Origin of the sequence: Xanthomonas sp. NCPPB 1325, from assembly GCF_041477645.2 — a bacterium.
GTDB classification, from domain to species: Bacteria; Pseudomonadota; Gammaproteobacteria; order Xanthomonadales; family Xanthomonadaceae; genus Xanthomonas; species Xanthomonas cannabis.
The window spans coordinates 1,467,161-1,489,866 of sequence record NZ_CM192985.1; the positions used below are offsets into that span (position 1 = coordinate 1,467,161).

Below are 22,706 nucleotides of genomic sequence, written 5' to 3' on the forward strand. Positions count from 1 at the left end.
GTGCCGATGGGCGCGCGATTGGCTTGCTTCTTGCGCCTGCGCCTGCTTACTGCGGCCAGTGCACCTGCGGTAGCGCGCCGATCTGTGGTCTGGCGAACAGGTAGCCTTGCTGCAGGTGGATGCCCATGTCGCGCAGGGCGCGGGATTCGTCGGGTTGTTCGATGCCTTCGGCGATGACGGTGATGCCGAGTTCTTCGCACATGCGGGTGACGTGCAGGACGATGGCCTGGCGGCTGCGGTTGCTGTCGACGCCGCGGATCAGGGCGATGTCGAGCTTGAGCAGGTCGGGCTGGAAGTCGGCCAGCAGGCCGAGCCCGGCGTAGCCGGCGCCGAAATCGTCGATGGCGGTCTTGAGGCCGCGGGCCTGGTAAGTGCGCAGGATGTCGAGCAGGTGGGCCGGGTCGGTGAGGTGCTCCTGCTCGCTGACCTCGAAGATGATGGCATCCAGCGGCCAGCCGTATTGTTCGGTAGCCGAGAGCGTGGCGCGCAGGCAATGCTCGGGGTTGTAGACCGCATTGGGCATGAAGTTGATCGACAGCAGCGTGGGCAGTGCGATCTGCGCGGCGCATTCGATCGCCTTGATGCGGCAGGCCTGGTCGAAGGCATAGCGGTTGCGCGCATCCACCGCCGCCAGGATGCTGCCGGCCGACTCGCCGTTGACCCCGCGCACCAGCGCTTCGCCGGCATAGAGGCTGCGCGTGGCGACATCGACGATGGGCTGGAACGCCATGGTAATGGCGGTGGGAAATTCCCGGCCGTCGCGGCAGGCGTTGCAAACAGGAATCTGGGTCATGGCGTGGTCCATCATGCGGCGTGGGTCGAGCCTAGTCCTATCGGCCGCAACAGCGCGTCATTGAGGGCGGATTGCCCATCGCAGCATCCTCACTCCGCGCGTGGTCGGGCTCGGCGATACTGTGGCCATCACTCGCATCGGACGCCCCATGACCGCTCTTACCGAACGCTACGCCCTGGCCGTGGACTACGCGCGCATTGCCCATGCCGGACAGGTGCGCAAGGGCACGCAGATTCCGTACCTGAGCCATCTGCTGGGCGTATCGACACTGGTGCTGGAATGCGGTGGCGACGAAGAGCAGGCCATTGCCGGCCTGCTGCATGACGTGGTGGAAGACTGCGGTGGCGGCCACGAGGCCTCGATCCGCGCGCAGTTTGGCGACGCCGTGGCCGACATCGTGATGGCCTGCACCGACGCCACCGCCGAAGACAAGGCCGAGGTGGACGACAGCGCGCGTGCGCGCAAGCGCGATTGGCGCGAGCGCAAGCTGGCCTATCTGGAGCACCTGCGCAAGACGCCCGAGCGCGCGCTGCTGGTGTCCGGCTGCGACAAGCTCTATAACGCGCGCACAATCGTGCAGGATCTGGACAACCCGGCGGTGGGGCAGGACATCTTCAAGGTGTTCACCGCCGGCCGCGACGGCACGCTGTGGTACTACGCCGCGCTGGAAGAGATCTTCCGCAGCCGCAACGCCGCCACCGCACGCCTGTTCAGCGGCGTGGTCGCGCGGATGCAGGCATTGGCCGACCACGGCGAACAGGCGCTGCCGGCGCACGCACCGGGCTGAGCGCGGGCGCACGCTGGTCGATCAGCGCTGGGTGATCAGCACCGGCCGCAAGCGCTGACATCGGCTGCATGCCGCGCGCGCTAGGCTGCGGCCTTGTCGATCTGGTTTTACCGTCATGCCCAACGCAATGTCTGCTTCTTCCGGCCTGGTGCGCGTGCGTGGTGCGCGCGAGCACAATCTTCAGCATGTGGACGTGGATATCCCACGCGATGCGCTGGTGGTGTTCACCGGTGTGTCCGGTTCGGGCAAGTCATCGTTGGCATTCGGCACCATCTTTGCCGAGGCGCAGCGGCGCTATCTGGATTCCATCTCGCCCTATGCGCGGCGGCTGATCGACCAGGTCGGCGTGCCGGAGGTGGATTCCATCGATGGCCTGCCGCCGGCGGTGGCGTTGCAGCAGGCGCGCGGCGCGCCGAGTGCGCGGTCGTCGGTGGGCAGCGTCACCACCATCTCCAACTCGCTGCGCATGCTGTATTCGCGTGCGGGCAGCTACCCGCCGGGGCAGGAGATCATCTACGCGGACGGGTTTTCGCCGAATACGCCGGCCGGCGCCTGCCCCACCTGCCACGGCCTGGGCCGCATCTACGACGCCACCGAGGCAACCATGGTGCTGGACCGCAGCCTGAGCATCCGCGACCGCGCGGTGGCGGCCTGGCCGGGCGCCTGGCATGGGCAGAACCAGCGCGACATCCTGACCACGCTGGGCCACGACGTGGATGTGCCGTGGCACAGCCTGCCGAAGAAGACCCGCGACTGGATTCTCTACACCGACGAACAGCCGGTGGTGCCGGTGTATGCCGGCTACAGCCTGGCCGAGGTCAAGCGCGCCCTCAAACGCAAGGAAGAGCCCAGCTACATGGGCACCTTCACCAGTGCGCGCCGCTATGTGCTGCACACCTTTGCCACCACGCAGAGCGCGCAGATGAAAAAGCGCGTGGCGCAGTATCTGATCAGCACGCAATGCCCGCAGTGCGATGGCAAGCGGCTGCGCCGCGAGGCGCTGTCGGTGACCTTTGCCGGGCTGGATATCGGCGAGCTGTCGCGCCGACCGCTGGACGAGGTGGCCGAGTTGCTGCGCCCGGCCGCGCAGGCCGATGTGCGCACGCAAGGCAGCAGGAAGGGCGCTGCCTGCCACCCGGAGCAGGCGATTGCCGCGCAACGTATCGCTGCCGACCTGCGCGCGCGCATCGAAGTGGTGCAGGCGCTGGGGCTGGGCTATCTGAGCCTGGAACGCAGCACGCCCACGCTGTCGCCGGGCGAGTTGCAACGGCTGCGGCTTGCCACGCAGATCCGCTCGCAGTTGTTCGGCGTGGTGTACGTGATGGACGAGCCATCGGCGGGTCTGCATCCGGCCGATGCGCAGGCCCTGCTGGGTGCATTGGACCAGCTCAAGGCCGCCGGCAATTCGGTGTTCGTGGTCGAGCACGAGGTGGACGTGATCCGTCACGCCGACTGGATCGTGGATGTGGGCCCGGCCGCCGGCGTGCATGGCGGGCAGGTGTTGTACAGCGGCCCGCCTGCCGGATTGGAACAGGTGCAGGCCTCGTCCACGCGGCGCTATCTGTTCGGCACGCCGCCACCGGTACACAGCCGCGCGCGCGCGGCGACTGGCTGGCTGCAGCTGCGCGGCATCACCCGCAACAATGTGCACGCGCTGGACGTGGATCTGCCGCTGGGCGTGTTCACCACCGTCACCGGTGTGTCCGGCTCGGGCAAGTCGTCGCTGGTGAGCCAGGCGCTGGTGGAACTGCTGGCGGCTCACCTGGGGCACACGCCGGCAGACGAAGACGAGGCACTGGACCCGCTGGAGCGCGGCACGCAGCCGCCGTTGGGCGGGGCGATCGTGGGCGGGCTGGAGCAGGTGCGCCGGCTGGTACGCGTGGACCAGAAGCCGATCGGGCGCACGCCGCGCTCCAATCTGGCCACCTACACGGGCCTGTTCGACCCGGTGCGCAAGTTGTTTGCCGCCACGCCTACCGCCCGCCGCCGACGCTACGACCCCGGGCAGTTCTCCTTCAACGTTGCCAAGGGCCGTTGCGCCACCTGCGAAGGCGAGGGCTCGGTGTCGGTGGAATTGCTGTTCATGCCCAGCGTGTATGCGCCGTGCCCCACTTGCCACGGCGCACGCTACAACGCCAAGACCCTGGAGATCGAACTGCGCGGGCACACCATTGCGCAGGTGCTGGCGATGACGGTGGATCAGGCGGCCGACTTTTTTGCCGGCGACACCAGCGTGCTGCGGCCGCTGCAGGTGTTGCGCGAAGTGGGGCTGGGGTATCTGCGCCTGGGCCAGCCGGCCACCGAACTCTCCGGCGGCGAGGCGCAGCGCATCAAGCTGGCGAGCGAGTTGCAGCGTGCGCAACGCCGCGACACCGTCTATGTGCTGGACGAACCCACTACCGGCCTGCATCCGGCCGACGTGGACACCTTGATGACGCAGCTGCAGGGCCTGGTGGATGCCGGCAACACGGTCATCGTGGTCGAGCACGACATGCGCGTGGCGGCCAGCAGCGACTGGGTGCTGGACATGGGGCCGGGCGCCGGTGGTGCCGGTGGCAGTGTGGTAGCGGCGGGGGCGCCGGCCCAGGTTGCGCGGCAGCGTGGCAGCCGCACGGCGCCGTTTCTGGCGCAGGTGCTGGCGGGGAAATAGGCAGGGCTGGCGCCGGTGGCCGGCATCGCAGGCTGCGTGTGCCGGCGATGCAGCGCGCCGGATGCGCGTGCGCAGTGCGCACCGCCAGTGTGGTCGCGCGCGCTGGCGCCGACGCATCGCGTTGATGCCTTGCGTGGCCGCCGGCCGGCCGCTGCGTCAACAGCCGGCGCGTGCTGCGATGCTGCCGCTGCCGCTGCCGCTGCCGCAATGCCCGGGCTCTGCAATCAAGCGCAACGCAACGCGCAACGACTGCGGCGACATCGGCGCGCTCATCCCAGCAGTTCGAATCTGCCGCTCACGCCATCGGCTTCGGCCGACGGCGCGATCCACACATCGAACACGCCAGGCTCCACGGTCGGCGTCATGGCCTGCCCGACAAACAGCAGGTGCTCGCGGCGCAGCTCGAACTGCACCTCGACACTCGCGCCGGCCGGCACCCTGACCTTGCGGAACCCCTTGAGCTCGCGCACCGGGCGGGTGACGCTGGCGGTGCGGTCGCGCACATACAGCTGCACCACTTCGTCTGCATCGCGGCTGCCGCGGTTGCCGATGCGCGCGCTGAGCTGCAGGCGGCCGGTGGCGGTCAGGTGCGGTGCGCTCAGGCGCAGGTCGCTGTAGTCGATGCGGCCGTAGGTCAGGCCATGGCCGAACGGGAACAGCGCCGTATTGGGCACGTCGCGGTAATGCGTGGTGTACGGCTGCAAGGCGGCCGGGTCCAGATTGGGCCGGCCGCTGGGCGGATGCGCGTAGGTGTAGGGCACCTGGCCCGCCGCCTGCGGAAAACTCACCGGCAGGCGGCCGCTGGGTGCCTGCGCACCGAACAGGATGTCGGCCATGGCGTTGCCGGCCTGCGAACCCAGGAACCAGGTGACCAGGATCGCTGCGCTTTGCAGCGCCGGGCCTTGCAGCGCCAGCGCTCGGCCGGTGCTGAGCAGCAACACGACGGGTGTGCCGGTGGCCGCCACCGCTGCCAGCACCTGCTGTTGCACGTCCGGCAGGACGATCTCGGTCCGCGATTGCGCCTCGCCGGAGTAGGTCATCGGTTCGCCGACCGCCAGCAGGGCCACGTCGGCCGTGCGCGCGGCCGTCACGGCGGCCTGCACGCCGCCGGGCAGCGGCTGGTCGAAGCCGCACCCGTCCACCACCTGCAGCAGCTGCGGGTCGGCCATGGCACGCGCCACGGCCGCGGCCACGGTGTTGTTGCGGTCTTCCTGGTCGAACAGGCTCCATGGCCCGGCGTGGTTGACCCAGTCGCGCGCCATCGGCCCGATCAGCGCAATACGTTGCCCGCTGCGCTGCAGGGGCAGCAGCTCGCGTTCGTTTTTCAGCAGCACCACCGACTTGCAGGCGGCCTCGCGCGCCAGCGCCAGCGTGTCTGCCTGGCGCTGGCGCGGCTGCGCCCGTGCCGGCTGCAGACGCCGGAACGGGTCGTCGAACAACCCCAATGCCGCCTTGAAACCCAGCACCCGGCGCACCGAGGCGTCCAGGCGCTGCATCGGCACCACGCCCGCGGCCACCAGCGCCGGCAGATGGCGCAGATACAGGCCGCTCTCCATGCTGATGTCCACGCCGGCCAGAAACGCCAGCCGTGCCGCGTCGCGGTCGTCGGCGGCCACGCCATGCGCCACCAGTTCCTGGTCGGCGGTGAAGTCGGACACCACCAGGCCGCGGTACTGCAGGTCCTGCCGCAGCACCGTGCCCAGCAACCAGGCGTTGGCGGTTGCCGGCACACCCGACAGCGCGTTGAACGCGGCCATGGTGGTCACCGCGCCGGCGTCGAAGGCGGCTTGGAACGGAGGCAGATATACCTCGCGCAACGCGCGCTCGGAGATGTCCACGCGGGCGTAGTCCAGGCCGCCTTCGGCCGCGCCATAGGCGGCAAAATGCTTGGGGCAGGCGGCAAGCGCATCGGCATGCGCCAGCCCGGCCTCGCCCTGGAAGCCACGCACGCGTGCCTGCGCAAACTGCTGCGCCAGCAGCACGTCTTCGCCGGCGCCTTCCACCCCGCGGCCCCAACGGGCATCGCGGGCGATGTCCACCATCGGCGCGAATGTCCAGTCGATGCCGACCGCGCTGGCTTCCATCGCGGCGGCACGCGCGGTGCGTTGCGCCAGCTCCGGCTCGAAGCTGGCCGCTTCGCCCAGCGGCACCGGAAAGACCGTGGTGTAGCCATGGATCACGTCGGCGGCAAAGACCAATGGGATTTTCAACCGGCTCTGCATGGCGGCCTGCTGCAACTGCCGATGCCAGCGCACGTTGGAGCCGTTGAAAACCCCGGTCAGCTGCCCGGCGCGCGCCGCCGCCAGCTGGGTGCGGCCGGCCGCGTCCTTGTGGATCGGGTTGGCGACGATGGCCTTGTCGATCTGTTCTGCCGAGCTGAAAAGACTGAGCTGGCCGGCCTTTTCCTCCAGCGTCATGCGTGCAATCAGGTCTTCGATAAAGGCCGGCCCGCGCGCGGGGGCGGGCGGCAGCGCCCAACCGCTCGGGACCCGGCTGAGCACGGCCAGCGTGGCCGCACCGCGGAGCAACTGTCGACGGGTGGTGCGCGGTGCCATACGAGCCTTGCGGTGGGCGGAGGTCCGCTCACGCTACAGCAGCGCCGCGGCATTCGCGCCGGTGGCGTTCGCATTTGATGTGGCCGCTTCGGAGGAACTGGCCTGTGCAATGCGCAGTGCCAGCGATGTAGTCGCAAGACGCGACGGGCCCGACATCGTGCACTGTCGAGCCCGTGCGTTGCCGTTGTGGTCACGCCGCGGATGGACGCATCCGCGGCCAATCGCTCAGTCCGCCATCACCTTGTCCGGCGTCATCGGCGTGCTGCGGATGCGTTTGCCGGTGGCGTGGAAGATCGCATTGCAGATGGCCGCCGACACGCCGACCTGCCCGATCTCGCCCACGCCCTTGGCGCCCAGGCTACTGACCACGCGGTCGTCTTCATCGGCAAAGATCACCTCGATGTCGTGGATGTCGGCGTTGGCCGAGACGTGGTACAGCGCCAGGTCGTGATTCATGAAGCGGCCGAAACGATGGTCGGACTGGGTGTGTTCGTGCAGGGCCTGGCCGATGCCCCACACCACGCCGCCGATGATCTGGCTGCGCGCGGTGGTGGGGTTGAGGATGCGTCCTGCGGCAATGGCGCTGACCACGCGCGTCACCCGTACCGTGCCTAGTTCCTCGTCCACCCGCACTTCCACGAAGACTGCGCCATGCGTGGCGCGGGTGTACTTGCGCTGCTTGAGCACGTTGGGCAGCAGCAGGAACTTGTCCTCGATCTGCTCCAGCTCGGCCGCGCGCAGCAACGCTGGTAGCGCGATCGCACTGCCGGCGTCGCCACGCAAGGCAATGGCCCCATCGGCAAACACCACAGCGTCCTGCTTGACCCGCGCAAAGCGCGAGTCGGGCAAGGCCTGCGCCAACCGGAACAATTTGGTGCGCAATTTGCCGCAGACCCCATCCACGGCCGAACCCACCGTGCTGACATGCGAGGAGCCGCCTTCGATGGGCGCGACGGGCAGGGTGGAATCGCCCAGCTGGAAGGTCACCTGCTCCAGCGGCAGGCCCAGCGCCTCGGCGGCGATCATCGCCATCACCGTGTAGGTGCCGGTACCGATATCGCTGGCGGCGCTGCTCACCACCAGGTGGCCATCGGCACGTAGCACGGCGTGCGCACGTGCAAACATCTGCATGGCATCCCACTGCCCGGTGGCCATGCCCCAGCCCACCCACTCGCTGCCTTCCTTGCGCGCACGCGGTTGCATGGGGCGCTGCGCCCAACCAAAGCGTTCGGCGCCTTGCTGGTAGCACTCGCGCAGCGCCTTGGTGGAGAACGGCTTGTCGTCGGCCGGATTGACCTCGGCGTAATTCTTCAACCGCAACGCCAACGGGTCGATACCGACCTCGTAGGCCAGCTCGTCCATCGCCACTTCCAGCGCATGCACGCCATGGGTGGCGCCAGGCGCGCGCATGTCCATCGGGCTGTACTGGTCCAGGCTGACCAGGTTGTAGCCCAGATGCACGTTGTCGCAGGCGTACAGCTGGCCGCTCCAGTTGACCACCACCTCCACGTAATCCTCGATGCGCGAGGTTTCGGCGATGGCCTCGTGCCAGATCGCACGCAACGTGCCGTCGCGGTCGGCGCCGAGCTTGAGCCGCTGCACGGTTTCCGGGCGGTGGCCGAAGGTGAACATCTGTTGGCGGGTGAGCACCACCCGCACCGAGCGATCCAGCAGGATCGAGGCCATCACCGCCAAGGCGAGCTGATATTGCGGGCGCAGGCCCGAACCGAAGGCACCGCCCACATACGGGTTGCGCACGGTGACCTTGCGCTTGCTCAGGCCAAACACGTGCGACACATACCAACGGCTGTTTTGCGAGCCCTGGGTCTTGTCGTAGATGGTGAAGTGGCCGTCCGCCTCACGGATGACGGTGGAGGCGAACAATTCCATCGGATTGTGATGCTCCACGCCGCTGTAATAGTCGCCCTGCACCTGGCAGGCGGCATTGACGAACGCGGTGTCCGGCTCGCCCTTGTCCTTGGGCGGCGGCGAGAAGCCGGCCTTCATCGCCTTGGGCTTGTGCGCCCGGTCCAGATTGGTCATCAGGTTGGTGTCATGCGGCTCCTGTGCGTAGTCCACCTGCACCAGATGCGCGGCGTGACGCGCTGCTTCGAAGGTCTCGGCCACCACCAAGGCGATCGGCTGCCCGCTGTACAGCACGGTGTTGTCGTACAACGGGCGGAATGGCGAGCCGGCCGGTGCGGTCATGTCCTTGTAGAACAGGTCCATGCCGCGCATGTGCGGACGGTTTTCATGGGTGATGATGTCCAGCACGCCCGGTACCGCACGCGCGGCGGCCAGGTCGAAGCCGACGATGGTTCCCTTTGCGATGCTGCTGCTGACCACCACGCCATAGGCCAGGTCCGGCACCGGCCATTCGGCGGCATAGCGTGCCTGGCCGGTGACCTTTGCGCGCCCGTCGATGCGCGGGACACCGGTGCCGGTCGGGCGAAAACCGGTGCCCTGGTCGGCAACCGGTGGCGTCAGTTCGGTGTTGGACAGGTCGGTGCTGCGTGCATTCATGGCGATTCCTCCAGCGCGCTGGTGCGCCCGCGGTTGTCGATGGTGCCTTCGCGTGCGACCTCCAGTGCGCGCACGATGGCGCGACGCGCCAGCGGCAGCTTGAAGCCGTTTTCGCCTTGCGACTGTGCGCCCTGCAGCAGCGCATCTGCCAGGCGTGCGAAGGTCTCGGCGTTGGCGGGCAGACCCACCAGCTGCGCTTCGGCATCGGGCTTGCGCCATGGCTTGTGCGCCACGCCGCCGAGCGCGACGCGCACCTCGCCGATGCTGCCGTCCTCTGTCAGATCCAGCGCGGCGGCAACCGACACCAGCGCGAACGCATACGACAGGCGCTCGCGGATTTTGAGATAAGCGCTGTGGGCGACAAAGCGCTGCGCGTCGGGCAGGTCGATGTGCACGATCAACTCGTCCGGCGCCAGGGTGCTGTCCAGCTCCGGATGGTCGCCGGGCAGGCGATGGAAATCAGGGAAGGCAATGGCGCGTTCGCCCTGCGGGCCCTGCACATGCACCACCGCATTCAACGCAGCCAACGCCACGCACATGTCTGAAGGGTGCGTGGCGATGCAGTGCGCGCTGGCGCCGAGAATGGCGTTGTACTTGGTGAGCCCGCCAATGGCCGAACAGCCGCTGCCCGGTGCGCGCTTGTTGCAGGGCGTGGCACGGTCATAGAAATACATGCAGCGCGTGCGCTGCAGCAGGTTGCCGCCATTGCTGGCCATGTTGCGGATCTGCGGCGAGGCACCGGCCAGGATGGCCGCGCTCAGCAACGGATAGCGCGTTTCCACCTCCGGGTGGTAGGCGGTATCGGCATTGCGTGCCAACGCACCCAGACGCAGCCCGCCGTCCGGCAGCGTGGTGATGCTGTCCAGCGGCAAGCGGTTGATGTCGACCAGGCTGCTGGGCCGCATCAGCTGCAGCTTCATCAGGTCGGTGAGGTTGGTGCCGCCGGCAATCAACCGCACCGGCGCGTCTGCGGGTACCGGATGCGGATCATCCCCACGCGGCGCGATGGCGGTGAGCGCGGCATCGATGCTGTCCGGGCGCGCGTAGCTGAGCGGAATCATGCCGGCACCGTCCCGGGCGTCCACGGCGTGGTGGCGCTGTCGCGGCTGTCGCCGGGCTTGCCCAGGACCTCCATCACCGCATCGGTGATCTGCGGATAGGCACCGCAGCGGCACAGATTGCCGCTCATCAGCTCGCGCACCTGATCGCGATCGTGCGCCTTGCCCTCGTTGATCAGGCCCACCGCGGAACACAGCTGGCCCGGCGTGCAGTAACCGCACTGGAAGGCATCGTGGTCGATGAAGGCGCGCTGCAACGGGTGCAATTGCTCGCCATCGGCCAGGCCTTCGATGGTGGTGATGTCGGCGCCGTCCTGCATCACCGCCAGGGTCAGGCAGCTGTTGATGCGGCGCCCGTCGACCAGCACCGTGCAGGCACCGCACTGGCCGTGGTCGCAGCCCTTCTTGCTGCCGGTCAGATCGAGCCGGTCGCGCAACAGATCGAGCAGGCTGACCCAGGCTTCGAGCTGGAGGTGATAGGGCTGGCCGTTGATGCGCAGATTCACCGGATAAGTCGGCGCAGGGGCAGTGGCGGTGGCCGGTGCCGTTTCATGGGCAGTGGCGGGCGTGGCATTCATGCGAACCCCGTGGCGATGGCTGAGGAGGGCCACCACCTTGACGACGAAGGGGTCAACGCAGAGTGACCACCTCCTCTATTCATTCGAGGTGATATCGCGCATCTGCAGCGCTGTGACGGTTGCACCCCTGTCGTGAAGGGCATGCTGATCCGCTGCGAGGCTGCAAGCGCTCCGAACTGAATTCGTCAGCAATGCGGCGCGCTGCAACAGCTGCGTCCCAGCGGATGCGACGTAGCGCCGGTATTCTGATGGCATGAACAAGCAGTGGCAGTCATGAGCCGGCGCGGCGGCAGTGCAGATCTTCCCTTGCATGGCGGACGCGTGCCGCAATGGCTGGGGCAGCGGATGACGCGGCTGGGTGCGGTGATGTGCGAGGCCATCGTGCACAGCTATGGACGCGATGAGTTGTTGCGTCGGCTTGCGCATCCGTTCTGGTTTCAGTCGTTCGGTGCGGTGATGGGCATGGACTGGCATTCGTCCGGCATCACCACCAGCGTGATCGGCGCGCTCAAGCGTGGGCTGACGCCTCTGGCTGGCGAGCTGGGCATCCATGTGTGTGGCGGGCGCGGCCGGCATTCGCGCGCCACACCGGCCGAGCTGCTGGCGGTGGGCGACGCGGTGGGGCTCGATGGCGCGGCATTGGCGCAGGCCAGCCGGCTGGTGGCCAAGGTCGACAGCGCGGCAGTGCAGGACGGTTTCGACCTGTACCTGCACGGTTTCATCGTCAGCGACGACGGCCGCTGGGTGGTGGTGCAGCAGGGCATGCATGGGCAACGCAAGCAGGCGCGCCGGTATCACTGGCTCTCCGAGGGGCTGAGCAGTTTCGTGGATGCGCCGCATGCAGCCATCGACGGGGAGCATCAGGGCAGGATCGTCAATCTTGCAGATCAACGGGCCGCCGCCTCGCGTGAGGCGCAGGTGGAGTTGCTGCGCAGCACCGCGCCGGATCAGCTAGCGCGTGAATGGCAGCGGATTGCGGGTGTGGAAGCGCCTGTAGCGGCGCCCGCTGCGCAAGGCCCGGTGACTGGCGATCTGTTTGCCGCGCACGGTTGGGACCCGGCGCAGCAACCGCATCTGTCCATGCCCGAGCATCACGACGTGCGCAGCGAAAACGTGATCGTCCAGCGGCTGCACGCCAGCCTGGCCGCTGCCGCCGAAGCCGGCCCGCGCGATTTCACCGCATTGCTGCAAGTACCTGGCGTAGGTGCGCGGACCTTGCGTTCGCTGGCGATGGTGGCCGAGGTGGTGCATGGCACGCCATGCCGTTTCAGCGACCCGGCGCGCTTTTCATTGGCCCATGGCGGCAAGGACCGGCAGCCGTTTCCGGTGCCCACGCGCGTGCTCGATCACACCATCGGCGTACTCAAGCAGGCGATGCAGCAGGCCAAACTGGGCAACGACGAACGCTTGCAGGCGATCGCACGGCTGGACGCGCAGGCGCGCCGGCTCGAAGCCAGTGCGCAAGGTCCCACGGTGGAGGAGTACATCGCGCAGGAACGCCGCGATTCGCACCGTTACGGCGGGCGCAGCGTCTTCGGCTGGGAGCCGGCGCCGTCACCGTCACAACCCGCTGCGCCAGTGCGTGCGCGTGCGGGGCAGCGGTGAGCACGCGGGCACGCCGCGCCACGACGGTCGCCACCGACGGACGCTGCTTCACCTACGTGTTCCCGTGCCAATGGGAAGACCATTGCAAGATCGGTTTCTCGCGCGACCCGTTGGGACGCATCGGCAGCCTGCACCCGCGCTGGTTCGATTTTTTCGATCTGGAGCGCGGGCTGTTGGTGGAAGCCGAGCGTGAGCGCGATGCGCGCGACCTGGAGCTGCAACTGCGCCGCCCGTTGCTTGCGCACAACGCGCCGGCGCCCTTGGCCATCCGTGCGATGGCAGGCGGGCATACCGAGTGGTTTCGTGGGGTGAGCCAGGCGCTGGAACTGGCGGTGGCTGACCTGCAGACGCAGGGGTATCACGTCTTTGTGCTGCGCGATTGGCTGCAGGCGGCGATGACGCAGCGGATCGATCGCCTGTACGACTGGTCGGCCGTGCAGTTGAGCCCGGACGAACTGGATGGCCTGCTCGGCACCACGCCGGCGCAACGCGCGCTACGCGATGTGCTCGATGGGTATCGTGCGCTGGATCTGCCGCTGCAGGCGCACCTGCCCGACCAGGTCTGGGCGTGGTACTGCCGTCACCCATGAGCGCGTTGCCAGCGCGTTGACGCGTGGCGGCCCAGCATCGCGGAAATCCCGAGGAGATGCCACATGCGCAGTGCACAGCTGACGTTGACCGATGCGTTCAAGGTGCTGTTTTCGGTGCGGCAAGTGCAGGCCGCCGAAATGGTGATCGCGCCGGGCGAGGGCGAAGGCGGGCCCGGCAACCGCCACCGCGGCGCCGATCAATGGCTGTACGTGGTGGACGGCACCGGCGTGGCAGTGGTCGAGGGGCAGGCGCATGCGCTGCAGGCCGGTTGCCTGATCGCCATCGAGCGCGGTGAAACGCACGAGATCCGCAACACCGGGCACATGCCATTGAAGACCGTCAACTTCTATCACCCACCCGCCTACGATGCGCAAGGTGAGCCGCTACCGGCTGGCGAAGCGTAGTGTGAGCTGAGCGCGGTGACGCATACATTCGCTGGCCGATGCGCTCAGTCTTGCCTAAGCCAGGCGCATGCACAGGCCTGGGGTGGCGCCAGGAACGCTTCAACGTCAGGTGAGTATTGCGCCCACTGCATATTGACGCCGCGCTTGTTACATCGGGCTGCCATCCACAGCCCGGGAAGTGCCATGCCACAGACCAAAACGCGCCGCGCTGCCGACAAGGACAAGCGCGAAGGAAAATCGCCCAGTACCCAGGCCGGCGAATACGTCAAAGAAGAAATCGAACAGGTGCGCGAAGGCGCGCATGGAGTCAAAAGCACCAAGCAGGCCATCGCGATCGGGCTGTCCAAGGCGCGCCGCGATGGCGTAGATGTTGCACCGTCCGGTTCCGCGTCCAAAGCCACCAAGAAGAAAGCCGCACAGGACAGCGCCGCTGCAACTTCCAAAAAGCCGGTGTCGCCCACGCGCTCGGCCGGCGCCAAGAAAGCCTTGAAGACTGCCAGCAAAAACACCACCGCCAAGAAGACGGTAAGCAAGCAGGCCTTGTCCACGCAGACCAAGGGCGCCGCCAAAAAGCGCACAGCCAGTGATCGCTCGACAGCAGCGAAAAAAGCCGCAACGACCAAGGGTCCTGCAGTGCGCAAGGCGGCCGCGAAGAAGGCAGCTGCAACGCGTAAGCGTGCCGAAGCCAAAGACGCTTAGACGGCGAGTACGAACGTAGCGCGCAGTCGTAAGCCGGAGTGGGACGGCGTGAGGGGATTGGCGCGCAACGGGCGCATGCCATGCCACCGAGAATCGACTCTCCAGGTGATTGGTTGCGCGGTCACTTTTATTTATGCCTGCCACGCTCAGCAAGAAGTGCTGCCACGCGGCACGCACGAATAGTGCCGCTCCGGCGGTCACTCAGCCGTAGGTCGGTGCTGATTCATGCACACGCTGCTGGTGCCGGGATTGCAAACGTGGACGCAGCCAAGCGGCACAAGCGGCTTCATCGAGCGAGCCGTCCGCCAAGCCGATATAAAACCCGTAGAGTTCCAGATCGCCCGCCACCAAGGTGGCGCCGTTGAGCACAATGAAGGTTTCGCAGGCCACTGCTGCGGTGCGCTTGTTGCCATCGACAAATGGATGGTTACGGGCCAGGCCATACGCCAGGCTCGCTGCAAGCGCCGCCAGGTCCGGTGGCGGGTCGCCATAGGCAGCCAGTTGTTTCGGTCTGGCAAGCGCCGAATCGAGTAGCGCATCGTCACGCACACCGCTCCCGCCGCCATGTTCGGCCAGCTGGCGATCGTGAATGGCCAAGACAAGTGGCCGCTCGATCCAGATGAGCATGCGTGCGCGTTACTGTGCCAGTTTGTTGAGCAAAGTGCGGCGGTCACGCATCACCTGCTCGGCCACATCCATCTGCGCAGCCAATGTAGGGTCGAATGCGGTCAGCTTGATGCCGTCTGGCGTTTCCAGCGCATAGAGTTCGTCGCCCTTGCCCAGGCGCAGGCGGGCAAGCAGTTCCTTGGGCAGGATGACGCCGGAGGAATTGCCGATGGCAGTGATCTTGAGTTTCATGGCGGCACCTTGCGTTAATACGTAAGTTATAACTCCCCAGTGACCCGCTCGCAAGCCGGCCCGGCTGAATCGGCTCAGCAAGCCAATCTCGTCTGCTGCGACCGATGGGTGTACAAATGTACACCTTGTCCCGTTCGGCCGCCGTTGCCATGCCCCCACTGTCTCCTCAACGCGCTGCGGTGTTGGCCTTCCTGCAAGAGCAGGGCGGCGCCGGTGTGTCGCCCAGCCTGGCCGAGATTGCGCAGGCCTTCGGCTTTGCCTCGCGCAACGCGGCGCAAAAGCATGTGCAGGCCCTGGCCGAGGCCGGGTTGATCGAGCTGCTGCCCAACCAGAAGCGCGGCATCCGCATGCCCGGCGGGGCAAGACGCGATGCGGTGCTGGCCTTGCCGGTGCTGGGGCGGGTGGCGGCGGGTGTGCCGATCGGCGCAGACATCGGCCTGGAGCGTCAGCTCTGGCTGGATCGCGCGCTGTTTTCGCTGCGCCCGGATTACCTGCTGAAAGTGCAGGGCGATTCGATGATCGACGACGGCATCCTGGATGGCGACCTGGTGGGCGTGCATCGCAGCAACGAGGCGCGCGATGGGCAGATCGTGGTGGCGCGGGTGGACGGCGAAATCACCATCAAGCGCCTGGAGCTTGGGCCCGAGCGCATCCGCCTGCTGCCGCGTAACCGCGCGCATGCGCCGATCGTGGTGGCAGCCGATGCCGACTTCGCGATCGAAGGACTGTACTGCGGCCTGATCCGGCAGGGCTGACATGAGCCAGGAGCCCGCGCGCACCAGACAACACGGCAATGCGGCGCTGGCGTTGCCGCTGGATGCCTTGCTGGCCGCGCGCACGGTGTGGCGGGCCGGCCATGGCACGGCCACCGCCAATGGCGGCGAAGCCACCGGGCATGCCGCACTCGATGCGCTGCTGCCCGACGGCGGCTGGCCGCGGCGTGCGCTGACCGAGTTGCTGTTGCCTGCCCACGGCGTGGGCGAAATCGCCTTGTTGTTGCCCACCCTGGCACGCATGACCGCTGCCAGCAGCCGGGTGGTGTTGGTGGCCCCGCCGTTCATTCCGTATGCGCCGGCCTGGCAGGCGGGCGGGGTGGTGCTGGAACATCTGGAGGTGGTGAAGGCCGAGCCGCGCGACGCCTTGTGGGCGTTCGAACAATGCCTGCGCAGTGGCGCCTGCGCGGCGGTGCTGGGCTGGCCGCAGACCGGCGATGCACGCGCATTGCGGCGGCTGCAGGTGGCAGCCGACAGCGGCAACTGCTGCGCGTTTGCGTTGCGCGACCGCCGCCATGCGGTCAATGCATCGCCGGCGGCCCTGCGGCTGGAATTTCTGCCCGAGCGCGATGCCTGGCAGGTGCGCAAATGCCGCGGCGGGCAAGTGCCCTCGCAGCCGTTGCGGCTGGCGCATTGAGGCGCGTGCATGTTGTGGGCCTGCATCTTGTTGCCGCAGCTGGCACTGGACGCCGTTCTCCGGCGGCTTGAAGCGCCACACGCGCCGTTGGTGCTGGTGCAGGGGCCGGCGCAGCTGCGCAGCCTGCACTCGGTCAATCTCGCCGCCGCGCAGGCGGGGCTCAAACCGGGTATGCGCTTGTCGGCGGCGCATGCCTTGATGACGCAGGTACGCACGATCGATTACGACGCACAGAACGAAGCACGCACGCAGCGCTTTCTGGCCGCCTGGGCCTACCGGCACAGCTCGCTGGTGAGCCAGCAGTGGTCGCGCGCCATCGTGCTGGAAGCCGGCGCCAGCTTTCGCTTGTTCGGCCCCTGGCCACGCTTCGAGCGGCGCCTGCGCGACGAGCTGCAGGCGCTGGGCTTCCAGCACCGGCTGGCGCTGGCACCCACGCCGCGCGCCGCGCGCGTACTGGCCGGCCTGCGCGATGGCATGGTGGTGACGCAATTGCCGGCCCTGCACAGCACGCTCGACAAGGTGCCTGTGCGCCGCGCTGCATTGCCCGACGATACCGGCGAGCGCCTGCAGCACATGGGCGTGCGCACGCTCGCGGCGGTGCGTGGCTTGCCGCGCGACGGGCTGCGTCGACGCTTCGGTGCCAGCCTGCTGGATCACCTGGATCGCCTCTACGGCACCGTCGACGACCCGCTGGAGTGCTACGCGCCGCCAGACCATTTCGACCACCGCGTGGAGCTGGGCTACGAGGTGGAAACGCATCCGGCGCTGCTGTTTCCGCTGCGCCGGCTGATCGGCGACCTGTGCACGTATCTGTCCATTCGCGATGGCGGCGTACAGCGGTTTTTGCTGCGCCTGGAACACGAAGAGGGCGCCACCGACGTCGAGATCGGTCTGCTCACGCCGGAGCGCACGCCCACGCTGCTGTTCGAGCTGGCGCGCAACCGGCTGGAGCGGGTGGAGATTCCGCGCCCGGTGGTGGCGATGCGGCTGCTGGCGCGGCAACTGCCGCCGTTCGTGCCGGCCATGCGCGACCTGTTCGATCAACGTGCGCAGCAATCGGTGGACTGGCCGCAGCTGCGCGAACGCTTGCGTGCGCGGTTGGGCGACGAGGCGGTGTATCGCGTGCTGCCGGCCGACGACCCGCGCCCGGAACGCGCCTGGCGTCGCGCCATCGGCGATGCGCTGCGCGAAACCGCCGCGCCGCCACGTCCGCCACGCCCCACCTGGCTGTTGCCGCAGCCGGTACCGCTGCACGACCCGCAGTTGCGCATCGTGTCCGGGCCGGAGCGGCTGGAAAGCGGCTGGTGGGACGACGACGACGCGCGTCGCGATTACTACGTGGTGGAAACCACGCGCGGCCGGCGCGGTTGGGCATTCGCCGCACCGGGCCGGGTGGATGGCTGGATGCTGCATGGGTGGTTCGCATGAGCGCGCACACCCGCGCGGTATCGGAGAACGTGCAGCTTGGCTGCTCATTGCGGCTGGGGGCACGCGGCCGGTGCCACGGCTCCAGACAAAACGCGGCAGGACCTGCGGCGACGCGATCTGCCGCGCACTGGAAATCTGCAGGGCGCAGCACGCAGTTGAAGGCCTCCGTGCATGAGCTGGGATGACGCCGTCGATGGCGTGGACCGCGACACCCCCGGCGGGCGCATGCCGCGCGCCTGGAACGTGGCGGCGCGGCTGCGCGCGGCCAACGACGACATCACCCATGCGCAGGTCGCCGATGGCTTGCCCGCGTATGCCGAGCTGCATTGCCTGTCGGATTTCTCGTTCCTGCGTGGCGCCTCCAGCGCAGAGCAGCTGTTCGTGCGCGCGCAACACTGCGGCTATAGCGCCTTGGCCATCACCGACGAATGCTCGCTGGCCGGCATCGTGCGTGGCCTGGAAGCGTCGCGCGCCACGGGCGTGCGGTTGATCGTCGGCAGCGAATTCACCCTCGTCGATGGCACCCGCTTCGTGCTGCTGGTGGAAAACGTGCAGGGCTATCCGCAGTTGTGCGCGCTGATCACCAGCGCGCGGCGTGCCGCAAGCAAGGGCGCGTATCGGCTGGGACGTGCCGAAGTGGAAGCGCAGTTTCGCGACGCTGTACCAAGTGTGTTTGCACTATGGTTGCCTGGCGCGCAGCCGCAGGCAGAGCAGGGCGCCTGGCTGCAACAGGTGTTTGGCGAGCGTACGTTTCTGGCGGTTGAACTGCATCGTGAACAGGACGATGCCGCACGCCTGCAGGCGCTGCAATCGCTTGCCCAGCAATTGGGCATGACCGCCTTGGCCAGCGGCGATGTGCATATGGCGCAACGCCGCGAGCGCATCGTGCAGGACACCCTGACCGCCATCCGCCACACCCTGCCACTGGCCGAGTGCGGCGCGCATCTGTTTCGCAATGGCGAGCGCCATCTGCGTACGCGGCGTGCGTTGGGCAATATCTACCCGGATGCACTGTTGCAGGCCACGGTGGAGGTGGCGCAACGCTGCACCTTCGATATTTCCAAGATCAGCTACACCTACCCTAAAGAACTGGTGCCGGAAGGGCATACGCCAACCAGTTATCTACGTCAGCTCACCGAAGCCGGTATCCGCAAGCACTGGCCGGGCGGCATCTCGGCAAAGGTGCGCGAGGACATCGAAAAAGAGCTGGCGCTGATTGCGTTCAAGAAGTACGAAGCGTTCTTCCTCACCGTGCACGATGTGGTGCGCTTCGCGCGCGAGAAAAAAATTCTTTGCCAGGGCCGTGGCTCATCGGCCAATTCGGCGGTGTGTTATGCGCTGGGCATCACCGCAGTCAATCCGGACGAGACGCGTTTGTTGATGGCGCGCTTTCTCTCCGAAAAACGCGATGAGCCGCCAGACATCGACGTGGATTTCGAACACGAACGCCGCGAGGAAGTGCTGCAGTACGTCTACAGCAAGTACGGTCGCGAACGTGCGGCGCTGGCGGCAACGGTGATCTGCTATCGCGGCAAGAGTGCAGTACGCGACGTGGCCAAGGCCTTCGGCCTGCCGCCGGACCAGATCGCGCTGCTGGCCAATTGCTACGGCTGGGGCAATGGTGAAACGCCGATGGAACAGCGCATCGAAGAAGCCGGGTTCGATCTGGCCAATCCGTTGATCAACAAGATCCTTGCAGTGACCGAGCAACTGCGCGATCACCCACGGCATCTCTCCCAGCATGTCGGCGGCTTCGTCATCTCCGACGAACCGCTATCGCTGCTGGTGCCGGTGGAAAACGCCGCCATGGCCGATCGCACCATCATCCAGTGGGACAAGGACGATCTGGAAACCATGAAACTGCTCAAGGTCGATTGCCTGGCCTTGGGCATGCTCACCTGCATCCGCAAGACGCTGGAGTTGGTGCGCGGTCACCGCGGGCGCGACTACAGCATTGCCACGCTTCCGGGTGACGATCTCCCAACCTACAAGATGATCCAGCGCGCCGATACGGTGGGCGTGTTTCAGATCGAGTCGCGCGCGCAGATGGCGATGCTGCCGCGGCTCAAACCTGCGGTGTTCTACGACCTGGTGATCGAAGTGGCGATCGTGCGTCCCGGGCCGATCCAGGGCGACATGGTGCACCCGTATCTGCGCAGGCGACAGGGTCGCGAGGAAGTGAACTATCCATCGGCGGAAGTGGAAGACATCCTCAAACCCACGCTGGGCGTGCCGTTGTTCCAGGAGCAGGTGATGGAACTGCTGATGCATGCCGCCGAGTACACCGAAAGCGAAGCGGACAATCTGCGCCGCTCCATGGCGGCCTGGCGGCGCGGCGGCGACATGGAACAACATCGCATGCGCGTGCGCGAGCGCATGCAGAACAGAGGCTACGCCTCCACCTTCATCGACCAGATCTTCGAACAGATCAAGGGCTTCGGCTCCTACGGGTTTCCGCAAAGCCACGCCGCCTCGTTCGCCAAACTCGTCTATGCCAGCTGCTGGCTCAAACGCCACGAACCGGCGGCCTTCGCCTGCGGGCTGCTCAATTCGCAGCCGATGGGCTTTTATTCGGCCAGCCAGATCGTGCAGGACGCGCGCCGTGGCAGCCCGGAGCGCGAACGCGTGGAGGTGCTGCCGGTGGACGTGTTGCACAGCGACTGGGACAACACCCTGGTCGGTGGCCGGCCGTGGCGCAGCGACGCCGACCCGGGCGAACAACCGGCGATCCGGCTGGGCATGCGGCAAGTTGCCGGGTTATCGGAAGTGGTGGCACATCGCATCGTCGCTGCACGCACGCAACGGGTTTTCGCCGACATCGGCGACCTGTGCCTGCGCGCGGCACTCGACGAAAAAGCGCGCCTGGCCCTGGCCGAAGCCGGCGCCCTGCAGGGCCTGGTGGGCAATCGCAACGCCGCGCGCTGGGCCATGGCCGGCGTGGAAGCGCGGCGGCCGTTGCTGCCGGACAGCCCGGAAGAACGCCCGGTGGAGTTCGAAGCGCCGCGCGCGGGCGAAGAAATCCTGGCCGACTACCGCGCGGTCGGCCTGAGCCTGCGCCAGCACCCGATGGCGCTGCTGCGCCCGCAGATGCGCCAGCGACGCATCCTGGGCCTGCGCGAATTGCAGGGACGCCGCCACGGCAGCGGCGTGCATGTGGCCGGCCTGGTCACCCAGCGTCAGCGCCCGGCTACCGCCAAGGGCACCATCTTCGTCACCCTGGAAGACGAGCACGGCATGATCAACGTCATCGTCTGGTCGCATCTGGCGCTGCGCCGCCGCCGCGCGCTGCTGGAGTCGCGCCTGCTCGCGGTGCGCGGCCGCTGGGAACGCGTGGACGGCGTGGAGCACCTCATCGCCGGCGACCTGCACGACCTCAGCAACCTGCTCGGCGAGATGCAGCTGCCCTCGCGCGATTTCCATTGAGCGCTGCCCGCGTGCAGCAGGTATCGGCAGCGCAACACTCCATCGCGTCGATACTCCTGCCCGGATGCCTTCATTCGTGTACTGCAATGCAGGGTGGGTGACCACCTGTGGTGCCGATCACCCGCGCATCGCCGGTATCACAGGCGCCGAGCGACGCCGGGCAGGGCGGAGTTGTCGAGGTCGCTATCGGCGAAGACCCGCCTGAGGCCCGTCCACGCAGGCGTTGTGCACCACGAAACCCAGACGCGCATGAATACTGCCCTGCGTCGGTCACCGACAGCCAACCGGTCTGTGCTACACCATGCAGGCTGGCGCGGCCGCGCTGGCTTATCCCTTCACCCACGAGGCGATCATGAAGTTGGAGGCGCTGTTCGAGCAGTTGCATACCTTGCCCACGGTACCCAAGGTGGCGCAGGACCTGATCCGTCAATTCGACGATCCGCAGACCGATATCGATACATTGGCGCGCAGCATCGAGCGCGATCCGGTGATCGCCGCCAAGGTGCTGCGGCTGGCCAATTCGGCGCGCTTTCACGGCTTGCGCGATTCCACCAGCGTGGAAGACGCCGCGATGCGCCTGGGCTTCAATACGCTGCGCACCCTGGTGCTGGCCTCGGCGATGACTGGCGCCTTCCGCGCCGGCCCGGGCTTCGACCTCAAGGCATTCTGGCGGCACAGTTTCGAAGTGGCCGGCATCTGCCGCCTGCTGGCGCGCCAGCACGGCCTGGACCCGGAAACCGCCTTTACCTGCGGCATGATGCACAACATCGGCGAGCTGCTGATCCAGTCCGGCGCCCCGGATTACGCCAGCCGCATTAACCACGACACCTCGTCGGCCGGCCATGCCGCCGAAGAGACGCTGCAACTGGGCTTCGGCTACCCGGAAGTGGGCGCCGAGCTGGTGCGTCGCTGGCAGTTGCCGGTGGTGATCCAGGAAGCCATTGCCTACCAGGTCCGCCCCGCGGCCGCACCCGACGGCGCGCGCATGCCCTTGCTGGTCGCCCAGGCCGTGCAGGTCTCCGACGCCCTGCATGCCCATGGCGGCGACCCTGCGGCGGCACTGCAGGCGGTACGTGGCCCGCTGATGGACGGCGTGGATCTGGACGCGTTGTTCGCCGCGCTGCCTGAGGTCATCGAAGCCGACCGCGCGTTTGCCGAGTTGCTGCACTGACACGTAATCGCACGCGCCGCGGCGTCATTCCAGGCGCAGCGGCGCAAATACGCAGGCCTTTACGTCTTGCATGGGTGGCGCGGGTATCGAGGCTCGTGGTCCTGAGCCGGCCATCGTTTCAGGCGCACGCTGCGAGAGGCAGACGGGCGCCGTAACGCTCGCCTCGCAAACGC

18 protein-coding genes are annotated in these 22,706 nt (G+C 67.3%); 11 read left to right on the forward strand and 7 right to left on the reverse strand.

From position 1 onward, the window contains the following. Nucleotides 1-46 precede the first annotated feature (46 nt). A complete protein-coding gene (locus ACCQ10_RS06120; RefSeq protein WP_372362505.1) occupies nucleotides 47-793 on the reverse strand; it encodes an EAL domain-containing protein in 747 nt (248 codons plus the stop codon). A 148-nt stretch (nucleotides 794-941) separates the two neighbouring features. On the opposite strand from ACCQ10_RS06120, the gene ACCQ10_RS06125 reads away from it, so the two are divergent. Both ACCQ10_RS06125 and ACCQ10_RS06130 read left to right on the forward strand, forming a co-directional pair. After that, on the forward strand, nucleotides 942-1,580 hold the full coding sequence (locus ACCQ10_RS06125) for an HD domain-containing protein (RefSeq protein WP_166751268.1): 639 nt from the start codon (nucleotides 942-944) through the stop codon (nucleotides 1,578-1,580). 115 nt (nucleotides 1,581-1,695) lie between these two features. Further along, on the forward strand, nucleotides 1,696-4,230 hold the full coding sequence (locus ACCQ10_RS06130) for an excinuclease ABC subunit UvrA (RefSeq protein ID WP_372362506.1): 2,535 nt from the start codon (nucleotides 1,696-1,698) through the stop codon (nucleotides 4,228-4,230). 269 nt (nucleotides 4,231-4,499) lie between these two features. On the opposite strand, the gene ACCQ10_RS06135 is transcribed toward ACCQ10_RS06130, so the two are convergent. The 4 genes from ACCQ10_RS06135 to ACCQ10_RS06150 form a co-directional block, all read right to left on the reverse strand. After that, nucleotides 4,500-6,785 carry a glycoside hydrolase family 3 N-terminal domain-containing protein gene (locus ACCQ10_RS06135; RefSeq protein ID WP_372362507.1) on the reverse strand — a complete coding sequence of 762 codons (2,286 nt, stop codon included), beginning with the start codon at nucleotides 6,783-6,785 and terminating at the stop codon, nucleotides 4,500-4,502. 225 nt (nucleotides 6,786-7,010) lie between these two features. Next, nucleotides 7,011-9,308: a xanthine dehydrogenase family protein molybdopterin-binding subunit gene (locus tag ACCQ10_RS06140; RefSeq protein ID WP_372362508.1), complete on the reverse strand. Its 2,298-nt coding sequence runs from the start codon at nucleotides 9,306-9,308 to the stop codon at nucleotides 7,011-7,013. Then, nucleotides 9,305-10,393, reverse strand: a complete 1,089-nt coding sequence (locus tag ACCQ10_RS06145) for an FAD binding domain-containing protein (protein ID WP_184552510.1) — start codon at nucleotides 10,391-10,393, stop codon at nucleotides 9,305-9,307. Before ACCQ10_RS06145 ends, ACCQ10_RS06140 begins: the two co-directional genes overlap by 4 nt. After that, nucleotides 10,366-10,944, reverse strand: coding sequence for a (2Fe-2S)-binding protein (locus tag ACCQ10_RS06150; RefSeq protein ID WP_104581140.1), 579 nt, complete (start codon nucleotides 10,942-10,944; stop codon nucleotides 10,366-10,368). Before ACCQ10_RS06150 ends, ACCQ10_RS06145 begins: the two co-directional genes overlap by 28 nt. A 273-nt stretch (nucleotides 10,945-11,217) precedes the next feature. On the opposite strand from ACCQ10_RS06150, the gene ACCQ10_RS06155 reads away from it, so the two are divergent. The 4 genes from ACCQ10_RS06155 to ACCQ10_RS06170 all read left to right on the forward strand — a co-directional run bounded on the left by ACCQ10_RS06155 (nucleotide 11,218) and on the right by ACCQ10_RS06170 (nucleotide 14,243). Continuing rightward, nucleotides 11,218-12,549, forward strand: a complete 1,332-nt coding sequence (locus ACCQ10_RS06155) for a DUF763 domain-containing protein (protein WP_372362509.1) — start codon at nucleotides 11,218-11,220, stop codon at nucleotides 12,547-12,549. Further along, entirely contained in the window at nucleotides 12,546-13,139 is a 594-nt protein-coding gene (locus ACCQ10_RS06160) for a GIY-YIG nuclease family protein (RefSeq protein WP_184385714.1), read from the forward strand. Before ACCQ10_RS06155 ends, ACCQ10_RS06160 begins: the two co-directional genes overlap by 4 nt. A gap of 63 nt (nucleotides 13,140-13,202) precedes the next feature. Beyond that, complete coding sequence (locus ACCQ10_RS06165) at nucleotides 13,203-13,544, forward strand: cupin domain-containing protein (RefSeq protein WP_372362510.1); 342 nt, start codon at nucleotides 13,203-13,205, stop codon at nucleotides 13,542-13,544. Nucleotides 13,545-13,727: 183 nt separating this feature from the next. Beyond that, entirely contained in the window at nucleotides 13,728-14,243 is a 516-nt protein-coding gene (locus tag ACCQ10_RS06170) for a DUF6496 domain-containing protein (protein WP_372363065.1), read from the forward strand. A 201-nt stretch (nucleotides 14,244-14,444) separates the two neighbouring features. Here the strand turns inward: ACCQ10_RS06170 and ACCQ10_RS06175 are convergent, their stop codons facing one another. Further along, nucleotides 14,445-14,870, reverse strand: coding sequence for a type II toxin-antitoxin system death-on-curing family toxin (locus ACCQ10_RS06175; RefSeq protein ID WP_039413334.1), 426 nt, complete (start codon nucleotides 14,868-14,870; stop codon nucleotides 14,445-14,447). Between the two features lie 9 nt (nucleotides 14,871-14,879). Further along, nucleotides 14,880-15,101 (reverse strand): AbrB/MazE/SpoVT family DNA-binding domain-containing protein, encoded by a 222-nt coding sequence (locus ACCQ10_RS06180; protein ID WP_166751276.1) that lies wholly within the window; start codon nucleotides 15,099-15,101, stop codon nucleotides 14,880-14,882. A gap of 149 nt (nucleotides 15,102-15,250) precedes the next feature. On the opposite strand from ACCQ10_RS06180, the gene lexA reads away from it, so the two are divergent. The 5 genes from lexA (at nucleotide 15,251) to ACCQ10_RS06205 (ending at nucleotide 22,533) form a co-directional block, all read left to right on the forward strand. After that, nucleotides 15,251-15,856: a transcriptional repressor LexA gene (lexA, locus tag ACCQ10_RS06185; RefSeq protein ID WP_372362511.1), complete on the forward strand. Its 606-nt coding sequence runs from the start codon at nucleotides 15,251-15,253 to the stop codon at nucleotides 15,854-15,856. 1 nt (nucleotide 15,857) lies between these two features. Beyond that, nucleotides 15,858-16,511 carry a translesion DNA synthesis-associated protein ImuA gene (gene imuA, locus ACCQ10_RS06190; RefSeq protein ID WP_372362512.1) on the forward strand — a complete coding sequence of 218 codons (654 nt, stop codon included), beginning with the start codon at nucleotides 15,858-15,860 and terminating at the stop codon, nucleotides 16,509-16,511. Nucleotides 16,512-16,520: 9 nt separating this feature from the next. Beyond that, nucleotides 16,521-17,939, forward strand: coding sequence for a Y-family DNA polymerase (locus tag ACCQ10_RS06195; RefSeq protein WP_372362513.1), 1,419 nt, complete (start codon nucleotides 16,521-16,523; stop codon nucleotides 17,937-17,939). Nucleotides 17,940-18,110: 171 nt separating this feature from the next. After that, the gene (locus ACCQ10_RS06200) at nucleotides 18,111-21,362 is read left to right on the forward strand and encodes an error-prone DNA polymerase (protein WP_372362514.1); all 3,252 of its coding nucleotides are present in this window, start codon (nucleotides 18,111-18,113) and stop codon (nucleotides 21,360-21,362) included. A gap of 352 nt (nucleotides 21,363-21,714) precedes the next feature. Continuing rightward, nucleotides 21,715-22,533: an HDOD domain-containing protein gene (locus ACCQ10_RS06205; protein ID WP_372362515.1), complete on the forward strand. Its 819-nt coding sequence runs from the start codon at nucleotides 21,715-21,717 to the stop codon at nucleotides 22,531-22,533. Nucleotides 22,534-22,706 lie beyond the last annotated feature (173 nt).